12 protein-coding genes are annotated in these 11,649 nt (G+C 70.2%); 7 read left to right on the top strand and 5 right to left on the bottom strand.

Annotation, left to right across the window (positions count from 1 at the left end; all coding sequences use genetic code 11):
- Nucleotides 1–429: 429 nt before the first annotated feature.
- From ACIQ8J_RS27175 to ACIQ8J_RS27155, 5 genes are all read left to right on the top strand, one after another.
- Nucleotides 430–945, top strand: coding sequence for a 2-oxo-4-hydroxy-4-carboxy-5-ureidoimidazoline decarboxylase (locus tag ACIQ8J_RS27175; RefSeq protein ID WP_403268683.1), 516 nt, complete (start codon nucleotides 430–432; stop codon nucleotides 943–945).
- Between the two features lie 189 nt (nucleotides 946–1,134).
- On the top strand, nucleotides 1,135–1,515 hold the full coding sequence (sdhC, locus tag ACIQ8J_RS27170) for a succinate dehydrogenase, cytochrome b556 subunit (RefSeq protein ID WP_399055119.1): 381 nt from the start codon (nucleotides 1,135–1,137) through the stop codon (nucleotides 1,513–1,515).
- 7 nt (nucleotides 1,516–1,522) lie between these two features.
- Entirely contained in the window at nucleotides 1,523–2,005 is a 483-nt protein-coding gene (locus ACIQ8J_RS27165; protein ID WP_403268679.1) for a succinate dehydrogenase hydrophobic membrane anchor subunit, read from the top strand.
- Between the two features lie 31 nt (nucleotides 2,006–2,036).
- A complete protein-coding gene (sdhA, locus tag ACIQ8J_RS27160) occupies nucleotides 2,037–3,791 on the top strand; it encodes a succinate dehydrogenase flavoprotein subunit (protein ID WP_403268676.1) in 1,755 nt (584 codons plus the stop codon).
- A complete protein-coding gene (locus tag ACIQ8J_RS27155; RefSeq protein ID WP_403268673.1) occupies nucleotides 3,791–4,555 on the top strand; it encodes a succinate dehydrogenase iron-sulfur subunit in 765 nt (254 codons plus the stop codon). Before sdhA ends, ACIQ8J_RS27155 begins: the two co-directional genes overlap by 1 nt.
- Before the next feature lie 75 nt (nucleotides 4,556–4,630).
- Here the strand turns inward: ACIQ8J_RS27155 and ACIQ8J_RS27150 are convergent, their stop codons facing one another.
- The 4 genes from ACIQ8J_RS27150 to ACIQ8J_RS27135 form a co-directional block, all read right to left on the bottom strand.
- A complete protein-coding gene (locus ACIQ8J_RS27150; RefSeq protein ID WP_403268670.1) occupies nucleotides 4,631–5,029 on the bottom strand; it encodes a hypothetical protein in 399 nt (132 codons plus the stop codon).
- Nucleotides 5,026–5,289, bottom strand: a complete 264-nt coding sequence (locus ACIQ8J_RS27145) for a hypothetical protein (RefSeq protein WP_403268667.1) — start codon at nucleotides 5,287–5,289, stop codon at nucleotides 5,026–5,028. The genes ACIQ8J_RS27150 and ACIQ8J_RS27145 overlap by 4 nt, the downstream gene beginning before the upstream one ends.
- 101 nt (nucleotides 5,290–5,390) lie before the next feature.
- Nucleotides 5,391–6,275, bottom strand: coding sequence for a hypothetical protein (locus ACIQ8J_RS27140; protein WP_403268665.1), 885 nt, complete (start codon nucleotides 6,273–6,275; stop codon nucleotides 5,391–5,393).
- Nucleotides 6,276–6,523: 248 nt separating this feature from the next.
- Nucleotides 6,524–7,048 carry a MarR family winged helix-turn-helix transcriptional regulator gene (locus ACIQ8J_RS27135; protein WP_403268662.1) on the bottom strand — a complete coding sequence of 175 codons (525 nt, stop codon included), beginning with the start codon at nucleotides 7,046–7,048 and terminating at the stop codon, nucleotides 6,524–6,526.
- A 117-nt stretch (nucleotides 7,049–7,165) separates the two neighbouring features.
- On the opposite strand from ACIQ8J_RS27135, the gene ACIQ8J_RS27130 reads away from it, so the two are divergent.
- Nucleotides 7,166–8,416, top strand: a complete 1,251-nt coding sequence (locus ACIQ8J_RS27130) for an MFS transporter (RefSeq protein ID WP_403268659.1) — start codon at nucleotides 7,166–7,168, stop codon at nucleotides 8,414–8,416.
- 9 nt (nucleotides 8,417–8,425) lie between these two features.
- Complete coding sequence (locus ACIQ8J_RS27125; RefSeq protein ID WP_403268656.1) at nucleotides 8,426–9,193, top strand: TetR/AcrR family transcriptional regulator; 768 nt, start codon at nucleotides 8,426–8,428, stop codon at nucleotides 9,191–9,193.
- A 185-nt stretch (nucleotides 9,194–9,378) separates the two neighbouring features.
- Here the strand turns inward: ACIQ8J_RS27125 and ACIQ8J_RS27120 are convergent, their stop codons facing one another.
- Nucleotides 9,379–11,577 (bottom strand): alpha-N-acetylglucosaminidase, encoded by a 2,199-nt coding sequence (locus tag ACIQ8J_RS27120; RefSeq protein WP_403268653.1) that lies wholly within the window; start codon nucleotides 11,575–11,577, stop codon nucleotides 9,379–9,381.
- Nucleotides 11,578–11,649: the final 72 nt, after the last annotated feature.

The following is an 11,649-nucleotide window of genomic DNA, read 5'->3' as shown; positions in this document are numbered from 1 at the left end:
CGCGACATCACTCAGAAACCTCCCGTCCAACAACATGTGGGTGAACCAAGGCATCCCAGGCGTGCCGACCGTCTCGGATGTCCCGGATCCCGCGCAGACAACTGGGGCGAAGGTACGCCGAAATGCCCAGGAGCTCGTCCACCACGCACGGCCCGGCACTCACGTCCGGGTGAAATTCGCGCATCCGTCGCACGGCTCCCGCTCCACGTAGATAGCGTGGCGGCACTCCCGCCTCCCGTTCCACTCAAGTCTCCGCGCTCAGTGCCCCGTCCCGTCCCGCACCGCCCGTCCCGCGTCGCGTACGAGGAGCCCACGCTGTCCAGCGATTCCCACGCCGGCCCCAGGAAGCGACCGCCGACACTCCATCACACTCCACGTGCCCAGGGGCGGGCGGCCATACCGAATCAGCTGCGGGGCACATCCGTTCCGGTGGCGTCGCCGCAGCTGGAGGGCCTGGACGGGTTCAACTCCGCCTCCCCGGAGGCGGCCGAGGCGGCCCTGCTCGGCTGCTGCGCCAGCCGCCGCTGGGCCCTGCGGATCACCGCCCACCGCCCCTACCCCGATCTGGACGCGCTGCTCGCCGCGGCCGACGAGGCCAGCTACGACCTGTGCGCCGACGATCTCGCCGAGGCGCTGGCCGAGGAGTCCTCGCCCGGACTGCACCACAGCGCACCGCAATCCGCGCACACCGCGCTCCGGGCCGCCCACGCCGCGTACGAGAGCCGGTTCGGGCACGCCTTCGTGATCTGCCTCGACGGGTTCAGCCCGGCCGAGCACCAGGACGAGGTACTGGCCGGGATCCGGGTACGGATGACCAACGAGCGCGACGAGGAGTGGTCGATCGCCGCCGACGAACTGCGCCGGCTCGCCCGCGCCAGACTCGCCCATCTCGTACGCAAACACCCCGAATCCGGCACGCCGAGCACCGCGCACCGCGTTCTCTAGCCCGTACGTGGCTGTTTGATTGCCTGTTTGATCACACCTATGGACCCGGCGCGAGGGAACCGACATCTCGTCGCTACGATGACCGGGGCCGGTGGACCGTACCCGGCCGGGTCAGACCGACAGAGCTGTTCTTCTTTGGACTAGAAGATTGACGGCCGGCCCTAAACACCGCTCCCGGAGGGTTCTTCCGTGCCGGCTGGAACGCTGTACCGCGGCCGGGAAGGAATGTGGTCCTGGGTGGCTCATCGAGTCACCGGCGTCCTCATCTTCTTCTTCCTGTTCGTACACGTCCTCGACACCGCTCTCGTGCGTGTCTCCCCCGAGGCGTACGACAAAGTCGTGGCGACCTACAAGACGCCGATCGTCGCGTGCCTGGAGTACGGCCTCGTCGCCGCCATCCTGTTCCACGCGCTCAACGGCCTGCGCATCATCGCGGTCGACTTCTGGGCCAAGGGCCCCCGCTACCAGAAGCAGATGCTCTGGAGCGTCGTGGGCGTCTGGGTCGTGCTGATGGTGGGCGCGCTCTACCCGGTGCTCGGCCACGCCGTCCGTGAACTGTTCGGGAGCTGAGGACTGAATGTCTGCCGAAACCTCTTCCGCCTCCGCGATCGGCGAGGTCGAGGGCGTGAGCCTGTACGACACCGATCACCCGGCCCCGCTCATCGAGGCCCCGCGCCAGCGCACCAAGAAGACCCCGAAGTCGACCCGCACCAACTTCGAGCTGTACGGCTGGCTGTTCATGCGGCTGTCCGGCATCGTGCTGGTCGTCCTGGTCCTCGGCCACCTGCTGATCCAGCTCGTGCTCGACGGCGGTGTCTCCAAGATCGGCTTCGCCTTCGTGGCGGGCCGCTGGGCGTCCCCGTTCTGGCAGATCTGGGACCTGGCCATGCTGTGGCTGGCCATGCTGCACGGCGCCAACGGCCTGCGCACCGTCATCAACGACTACGCGCAGCGGGACAACACCCGCTTCTGGCTGAAGATGCTGCTCTACACCGCCACGGTGTTCACCGTCCTGCTGGGCACGCTGGTGATCTTCACCTTCGACCCGAACATCCGCTAGGCCACGGGCTGAGGGACTGAGGAATTCTCTGATGAAGATCCACAAGTACGACACCGTCATCGTCGGCGCCGGCGGCGCCGGTATGCGCGCCGCCATCGAGGCGACGAAGCGCAGCCGCACCGCCGTGCTGACAAAGCTCTACCCGACCCGCTCCCACACCGGCGCCGCGCAGGGCGGCATGGCCGCGGCCCTCGCCAACGTGGAAGAGGACAACTGGGAGTGGCACACCTTCGACACGATCAAGGGCGGTGACTACCTGGTCGACCAGGACGCCGCCGAGATCCTGGCGAAGGAGGCCATCGACGCCGTTCTCGACCTGGAGAAGATGGGCCTGCCATTCAACCGGACGCCCGCCGGCGAGATCGACCAGCGCCGCTTCGGCGGCCACTCCCGCAACCACGGCGAGGCCCCGGTCCGCCGGGCCTGCTACGCCGCGGACCGCACCGGCCACATGATCCTCCAGACGCTGTACCAGAACTGCGTCAAGGAGGGCGTGGAGTTCTTCAACGAGTTCTACGTGCTCGACCAGCTCCTCGTCGAGGAGGACGGCGTCAAGAAGTCCGCGGGTGTCGTCGCCTACGAGCTGGCGACCGGCGAGATCCACGTCTTCCAGGCGAAGTCCGTGATCTACGCGTCCGGCGGCACCGGCAAGTTCTTCAAGGTGACCTCCAACGCGCACACCCTGACCGGTGACGGCCAGGCCGCGTGCTACCGCCGCGGACTGCCGCTGGAGGACATGGAGTTCTTCCAGTTCCACCCGACGGGCATCTGGCGCATGGGCATCCTGCTGACGGAGGGCGCCCGCGGTGAGGGCGGCATCCTCCGCAACAAGGACGGCGAGCGCTTCATGGAGAAGTACGCGCCGGTCATGAAGGACCTCGCGTCCCGTGACGTCGTCTCGCGCTCCATCTACACGGAGATCCGCGAAGGCCGCGGCTGCGGCCCCGAGGGCGACCACGTCTACCTCGACCTGACGCACCTCCCGCCGGAGCAGCTCGACGCGAAGCTGCCCGACATCACGGAGTTCGCGCGCACCTACCTCGGCATCGAGCCCTACACGGACCCGATCCCGATCCAGCCGACCGCGCACTACGCCATGGGCGGCATCCCGACGAACGTCGAGGGTGAGGTCCTGTCGGACAACACCACGGTGGTCCCGGGCCTGTACGCGGCGGGCGAGGTCGCCTGCGTGTCGGTGCACGGCGCCAACCGGCTGGGCACCAACTCCCTCCTGGACATCAACGTGTTCGGCAAGCGGGCCGGTATCGCCGCCGCCGAGTACGCGCACACCGCGGACTACGTGGAGCTCCCGCAGGACCCGGCGTCGCAGGTCGAGGCACAGGTCAAGAACCTGCTGTCGGCGACCGGCACCGAGCGGGTCTCGGTCATCCGCAAGGAGCTGCAGGAGACCATGGACGCCAACGTCATGGTGTTCCGCACCGAGCAGACGATCAAGACGGCGGTCGAGAAGATCGCCGAGCTGCGCGAGCGCTACAAGAACGTGTCCGTCCAGGACAAGGGCAAGCGGTTCAACACCGACCTCCTGGAGGCCATCGAGCTGGGCAACCTGCTCGACCTGGCCGAGGTCATGGCCGTGTCCGCCCTGGCGCGCAAGGAGTCCCGCGGCGGTCACTACCGCGAGGACTACCCCAACCGCGACGACGTCAACTTCATGCGCCACACCATGGCGTACCGCGAGGTCGCGGACGGCGGCAGGGACTCGATCCGCCTCGACTACAAGCCCGTCGTCCAGACCCGCTACCAGCCGATGGAGCGTAAGTACTGATGGCAACCCCGACGATGGACAAGCTCCAGGCGCTGGAGGCGGACAACGGTTCGCACCTCATCACGGTCACGTTCCGGATCCGCCGCTTCAACCCGGAGATCTCGGACGAGGCGCAGTGGGAGGACTTCCAGCTGGAGATCGACCCGAAGGAGCGCGTGCTCGACGGTCTCCACAAGATCAAGTGGGAGATGGACGGTTCGCTGACCTTCCGTCGCTCCTGCGCCCACGGCATCTGCGGTTCCGACGCCATGCGCATCAACGGCAAGAACCGCCTCGCCTGCAAGACGCTGATCAAGGACATCAACCCGTCCAAGCCCATCACCATCGAGGCCATCAAGGGCCTCACGGTCCAGAAGGACCTGGTCGTGGACATGGAGCCGTTCTTCCAGGCGTACCGCGACGTGATGCCCTTCCTCATCACCAAGGGCAACGAGCCGACGCGCGAGCGTCTGCAGTCGGCGGAGGACCGCGAGCGCTTCGACGACACGACGAAGTGCATCCTGTGCGCGGCCTGCACCTCCTCCTGCCCGGTCTTCTGGAACGACGGCCAGTACTTCGGCCCGGCCGCGATCGTGAACGCGCACCGCTTCATCTTCGACAGCCGTGACGAGGCGGGCGAGCAGCGCCTGGAGATCCTCAACGACAAGGACGGCGTGTGGCGTTGCCGCACGACGTTCAACTGCACGGACGCGTGCCCCCGAGGCATCGAGGTCACCAAGGCCATCCAGGAAGTGAAGCGCGCCCTGATCACGCGCCGCTTCTGACCCTTCCGTACGGGTCTGAAGAGGGCCCCGCCCCCTGGAACTTGCTCCGGGGGGGCGGGGCCTTCGTCCTGTCGGCTACCGCTGGGGCAGGCGGATGGTGCGGACCAGCGGGGTGTCCTTGTAAAGCTCCGGCTCCTGAGTCAGCACCGGGCAGCCATCGGGCCACTCCGCCGACGGCCGCGCCAGATGCACCGCGTGGGCGATGCGCCAGTCCAGCCCGCTCCGGACCAACTGCCCCACCGTGGACGCACCAGCGAAGTCCAGCGCGACGATGTTCGCGGCCTCCAGCGCCCCGAGGTGATCGGCGACGCCCTCTCGCTGCGCGTCCGCGGCGGCGAGGCACAGGGCGGGGACGTAGACGTGCCGGGTCGCGGCGTGCTCCGTGTTCGAGACGAACTGGGAGGCGAGGCGATTGCCCGCACCCAGGGCGAGCAGAGCCGACTCGTCGTACACGACAGCTTTGCTGACGCTCACAGGGCGTCCACCTCGCGGCCTGCCTCCAGGTCCTGCCAGACCTTCTCGGCCCGGTCGTGGTCCTCGTCGGTGAGCTTCACACCGAAGGCCTTCTCGCAGTACGCCTTGGTGGCCTCGTACCGCGCCTGCAGCTCCTCCCGGGTCGGAGTCGCCCCGGCCAGCTCGGCGACGAAGTCACGCATGGTCATCCCCCGCTCACGGGCAAGCGCCATGAGGCGGTCACGGACGGCAGGGTCAACCTTGATCGTGGTGTCGGCCATGAGCACAGTATACCGGCGGTATACCGCTGTGGGCCTCTCAAGCTGAAGGGTCACAGTGTTCCTTTCATCGGGGGGCCGACCCCGGACGGGGCCGGAAGTCTTCAGCCGACGCAGGCGGCGCGGGCCGCGGCGGCGCCGCGTCTGGCGGCGAGGGCGAATTCGGTGACGGCGGTACGGGACCGGGCGCGACCGGGGTCGCAGTCGGGACAGAGTCCCGGCGAGGCCACCGGCGCCCGGCACTCCTCGCACTCGGGCGGCGGCGCCACCACCCGCACCGGCTGTGGCATCTTGCGCCGCAGCCGGTCCCCGAGCAGCGCGGCCGCGCAGTGGACACGCGGTGGAAGTCCGGAGGTCAGCGCCCCGCGCACCAGTTGGTCACTGGCCCCGGCGGCCCGCCACTCCGCCACCAGCGGCGCCAGCCGCACGGCCTCCGCCACGCCCAGCGCGAGCCGCGCGTCGGTGCGCCGCAGAGCGAGCAGCAGGCCGGTCGCGGACCGCAGCGACTCAGGCACCGGCGGATCGCTCTCGGCGACCGGCGGGGTGGGAGGTCTTTTCACCCCGGTCTTTGCCCCGGAGGGAAGCGGTCCCGCAGCACCGCCGACCGGGTCACCGGAGGCCCGCTTTGTGCCACTCGAACCGGTGAATTCCCCGATGGCTTCAGGGAGTTGATCGTCTTCCGCCGGGAACTGGTCGTACGGGGTGTCGAAGAGCTCGTATTCGGTGGAGAAGAGCCCGGTCCCGGGATCCTTCACCACCAGCCGCCGCAGATACCGGCGTTCCTCCAGCTCGCGCAGGGCTTCGGCGATCCGCGTGCGCCCTTCCTTGCGGAGCAGCGCGAGCGAACGGATCGAGGCGTGGGCCCCCGACGGAAGGCTGAGGAGGTACATCAGCACGCCTGCCGCGCACCAGGAGATCTCGTGATCCCGGATGAGGGCGTTGGCGAAGCTGGAGAACGAGCGCGTCGGCGCTGTACGGTGAATGCGCATCGGAGGTTGCAGCTCCTGGTGTCAGGCCCCCGGGTGTTGGCGCACCGCGGGGGCTATCCATGTCTCACGTTGTGGTGTCGGCGACTGTACAGCCACGCTAAGTGAGCAACGCAACCCGCAACTACCGTGCGGCATATGCCAGTTGAGCCCCCCGAACACACGGCCCGACCTGCGCCGACACCACTGCGGCCACCCCGCGATCACCCCACAACAGTTCACCCTCCAGGGTGAATTGGGGTAACCAGTTGTCAGTGCCGCCGGCCGTCCAGGTCCGCGTCCCCGCCCGCCTCCGCCGCCAGCATGATCCGCCGCAGCATGTCGTTGAACACGGTGCGCTCGGTCGCGTCGAGGACGCCGAGGAGGCGGTACTCCTCGTGACCCAGGACGTCCATCGCGCCGAGCCACACCTGGCGCCCCTCGTCGGTCAGTTGGACGTCGACGCGGCGCCGGTCGGACTTCGAGGGGGTGCGGCGGAGCAGGCCCCGGCGCTCCAGGCCGTCGAGGCGGCCGGTCACCGAGGCCGGGGCCAGGTCGAGGTCGGCGGCGAGCTGGGAGGGGCTCGCGGCGCCGCCCCGGCCCGCGAGTTTGTGCAGCGTCTCGAACTCGGGGCGGTCGAGCGCGAAGTCGACCAGGGACTGCTCGCGCACCCGGCGCAGGTGCACCGACAGCTTCTTCATCCGCGTGACCGCGCCCTCGATCTCGGGATCGAGGCCGGGCAGCACCGGCAGCCAGCGCTCCACATGCCCGTCGGTCCAGTCCCGCTGCGTCTCCATGTGCCGATCGTACGTAGACCGCATCCCCGACATCCCTTCAGCACCCCTTCGCCGTCGAATATTTCGGAAGCAGATATTTCGTTGACCAATATTTCGGTTCCGAAGTATGTTCCGCTCATGTCGCACCCTCTGCGCTCGCGCCCCTTCCGGCTGCTCTTCATAGGCCGCTCCCTCTCCCTCGCCGGCGACGCCGTCGTCCCCGTCGCCCTGGTGCTCGCCGTCTACGCCGCCACCGGGTCGGCCGGCGCGCTCGCGCTCGTACTCGGCTGCGCGCTGGTGCCCAAACTGCTCCTGCTGCCGCTCGGCGGAGTGGCGGGCGACCGCTTCCGGGCCCGCACGGTCGCGCTCACCACCGATCTCGTACGGTGCGCGGCCCAGCTCTTCGTCGGGTACGAACTCCTCGGCGGCGCACCGCAGTTGTGGCAGATCGCGCTCGCCGAGGCGATCGGCGGCGCCGCGTCCGCCTTCGCGATGCCGACCGCCGCTCCCCTCATCACCGGCACGGTCGGCCCGGACGGGCGACAGCGCGCCAACTCCCTGATGGCCGTGGCCAACAGCTCCGCCCGGCTCGGCGGGCCGCTGCTCGCCGCCCTGCTCGTGGAGACCGCGGGCGCGGGCTGGGCGTTCGTCCTGGACGGGTGCAGCTTCGCGGTCAGCGCCGCGCTGCTCACCCTGATCCGGGTCGAGCACGTCCCGATACCGCGCCGTTCGCTCGCCGCCGACCTCAAGGAGGGCTGGAGCGAGGTCCGCTCACGGGACTGGTACTGGACCAGCCTGATCGCCCACTCCGCCTGGAACGGCGCCGCCGCCGTCCTCATGACGCTCGGCCCCGCCATCGCCTTCCGGCACTTCAGCGGCACCGTCTTCTGGAGCACCTTCATCGAGGCCGGGGCGATCGGCCTGTTCCTCGGTTCGCTGCTCGCCTCCCGCGCCCGCCCCCGGCGACCGGTCCTGACCGCCAACCTGGGCCTGGCCACCTACACCCTGCCGCTCACCCTCCTCGCGCTCGCCGCGCCCGCGCCGCTCACCGTCGCGGCGTACGCCGTCGCCCAGGCGGGCCTCGGCTTCCTCTCGCCGGTCTGGGAGACCTCGGTCCAGTCCGCGATCCCCGCCCACACGCTGGCCCGCGTCACCTCCTACGACTGGCTGCTCTCGCTCGCCTCGATGCCGCTCGGCTACGCCCTCGCGCCGCTCGCCGCCCGCGCCTGGGGGCCCGAAGTCCCGCTGCTCGCCGCCGCGTTGCTGGTGGGCGGGGCCTGTCTGGCGACGGCGGCGGTGCCCGGCGTACGCGGCTTCGGCCGGCGCCCGCCGAGCTTGGCGTACGAAGCGCCACAGCCCTGCGACCGCGGCCGCTCCATGGCCGATTAGGCTCTTGCCGTGCCAGCAGAGAACGCGCCCGAAGAGACGGCCCCCGACGCGCACGGGCGGGCCGGGGCCGAAGCGTCCGGGCCCCGCCCCGCCAAGGGCGAGCAGACCCGCACCCTGATCCTGGAGACCGCGATGCGGCTGTTCCAGGAGCGGGGCTACGACAAGACCACGATGCGGGCCATCGCTCAGGAGGCCGGGGTCTCGGTCGGCAACGCGTACTACTACTTCGCCGGCAAGGAACACCTCATCCAGGGGTTCTACGACCGGATCGCGGCCGAGCACCAGGCGGCGGTCCGGGAGGTCCTGGACACCGAGACCGACCTGGAGGCCCGGCTCGCCGGGGTGCTGCGGGTGTGGCTGGACATCGCCTCGCCGTACCACGAGTTCGCGGCGCAGTTCTTCAAGAACGCGGCGGATCCGGACAGTCCGCTCAGTCCGTTCTCCCCGGAGTCGCAGCATGCGCGCCAGGCGGCGATCTCCGTGCACCGGGAGGTGCTGGCGGGTACGAAGACGAAGGTTCCGGCCGAACTCGTGGACGTACTGCCGGAGTTGATGTGGCTCTCGCAGATGGGGCTCGTCCTGTACTGGGTGTTCGACCGGTCGCCGGAGCGGGAGCGGAGCTATCGGCTCGCGGCGCGGGGGGCGAAGCTGACCACGCGGGGAGTGGCGCTGGCCCGGTTCCGGGTGCTGCGGCCCCTCGTCCACGAGGTGCACGAACTCTTCACGGACTTCCTCCCGGGCATGTCCCAGGCGGCGGCCTCCCGCAAAAAGGGTTAGGGGGTGTCCGGCGGATCATGGCCGGGGTCGCGGCGGCTGGCACGGCACCTCGCCGCGTTGCCGAACCGTCCCGATAGCTCCGCTATCGAAACGCTCCGGCGCCTTGCGATGCACCGCACCAGCCGCCGCGCCCTATCCGGCCCTGACCCACCGGACACCCCCTAGCCCCCCTGGACTCCCACTCCTCACAGCCCCAGCGCCACCCGCACCTCCCCCGCCACCCCCACGATGTCCCCCCGAGGCTCCACCTCGTACGCCGGATGCGTCCGCACCCATGTGTCCTCCAGCGCGTACCAGTCGACCGGGGCCGGCGGGCGGCCCGAGGTCAGCGACATCGACAGGGTGTCGAAGTAGGTGCGCCAGCGCAGCGTGTAGAGGCCGCCCACCAGGCCGGACCACTCCCGGTTCGCGTAGTCCCGCAGCCCCCCGCCGTCCGCCCCGGCCCGCGCTCCCCACACCGTGAGCAGTGACACCGCGTCGTACGCGAGCCGGTCCTTCTCCGCCTCCGTCGCACCCCACGAGCGCGCGTCCGCGATCCAGCGGCCGAGCAGATGCCCCCGGTCCGTGGCCACCGCCCGCTCCAGCAGGGCCAGGCAGCGCAGCCACTCATCGGTCAGCTGGGAGAAGACAGCGTTGTCGCCGCACTCGTACGCCGCCCGGATGCGCGGGAGCAGCACCCGCGAGTGGTTGGAGAGGGTCTGACGGGTGACGTCCAGCAGGTCGTAGCGGTACGCCGACGAGGAGCGCAGGGCCGGGGCCGCGGCCAGCAGGGACGGCAGCGCTTTCGCGAACTCTCCTCCGTCGTAGCGGAGTTGGTGCGGGGACCAGGACGCCGCCGAGGCCGCCTTCAGGTCGGGGCGGGCGCCGAACAGGCCGTCCGCGGCCTCGCTCCAGGAGTCCGCGCGCGTGGTGCCGTACGCGGTGCGGCGCAGGGTGTCCCAGGCGTCGGCGGCGTGCCGGTCGGCGGATCCGTAGCGGTAGCGCGGCCACTCCCGGAACCAGTTCTCCAGGTCGACCGGGCCGTCCGTCCAGGGCAGGTCGGAGAAGAGGGCGAACGCGGCGGGGTTGTTGTCCGCGCCCTCCGGCATGAGCGCGATGCCGTCCAGGGCGCTGTCCGGCTTGGTGCGCCACCTCTCGTACAGGGAGGCCCAGTCGGGGGCGTTCGCGCCCATCGCCGTATGGCCGCCGAAGTTCCAGATGGACCCGAAGGCGTACGGCGCGCCCGCCCAGGACTCCTCGCGGTCGGTGACCGACGGGAAGCGGTCGGAGAGGCCGTCCACGATGAAGAGCTTCGTCTTGTCGACCGCTTCGATGATGTCGCGGCGCGGGTTGGACTGCCAGCCCAGGATGTTCCAGATCGCGCCGGGGTGCGCGGTGCGCAGCGCCGTTTCCACCGCCCGCGCCGCCGCGCCGACCGGCACGTCGCCGGGGGTGCCGCCCTCGTGCAGCAGGTCCATCTTGTACATGGACGTGGCGCCGAGCAGGTCGGCCTGTACGCAGTAGAAGGTCTCGGCGATCCGGGCGAAGTGGTCCGTGCGCGGGTCGAGCCAGCCGGGCCGGGGGAAGCCCGCCCAGTCGCCCTGCGGCACGACGTGGGCACCGGGATTGCGGGCGGCGAAGCCGGGCGGGACCGTACCGAAGTAGCCGGGCAGCACCGGCGTCATGCCGAGTTCGCGCAGCCGGGCGACGATGCGGCGCGCCAACTCGGCGCGGGCTGCCAGGAGTTGCTGGGACACCGGGCCGCCGAAGGCCGCCATGTTCTGGAGCAGCCACCACGGCTGGTGCGAGGGGCCCGGGAGCCAGGCGCGCAACTCCTCGTCGGCGTAGCCGTGTTGGAGGAAGGTGCGGTGGTAGACGCAGTCCGCGCCGAGGTAGACGAGGACCTCGTTGTAGCCGTGCAGGGCGAGGACGTCGAGCTCGCGCTCCCAGTACGCCCAGTCGCGGTAGGCGCCGGTGTAGCCGTCATTGGTGTCGTTGAAGACGAAGCGGTGGGTGACGTTGGCGGTCCGCTCGATGGGCTCGGGCAGTGCCGGGAGCCGGTTCGGCAGCCGGGTCTGCTCGCCCGCCCAGGAGATGTGGGCGTGCGCCACATGCCTCAAGTACCAGTGGAATCCAGTGAGTTGAACGGCCGGGGTGCTGCCCTCCACCAGGATCCGGCCGGCCCCGCCCGAGACGCGGAAGCGGTCTCGGCCGGCCGCGCGCGGCACCGTGCGGAAGGTGACCTGTTCGCGATGGCGGGGCAGCAGCCGGGCCAGCGCCCGCGCGGCGGGGCCCCGGGCGGCCACGGACCCGGTCTCGGCGGCGTACCCGGCCTCGGTGCCCGCCCCGAGGGCGAGGGCCGATCCGGCGAGTGAGCTCAGGAGCGTACGACGGGAAAGGCGCATCCCCCGACGGAAGCAGTGTGACCGAGCGCGGTCAATGGAGCAGAACCGGTGACTCCTTGGACAAAAGCCCTT

Source organism: Streptomyces sp. NPDC094147 (assembly GCF_044764265.1).
Classification (GTDB): Bacteria; Actinomycetota; Actinomycetes; order Streptomycetales; family Streptomycetaceae; genus Streptomyces.
This window is presented reverse-complemented; position numbering and strand designations above follow the sequence as displayed.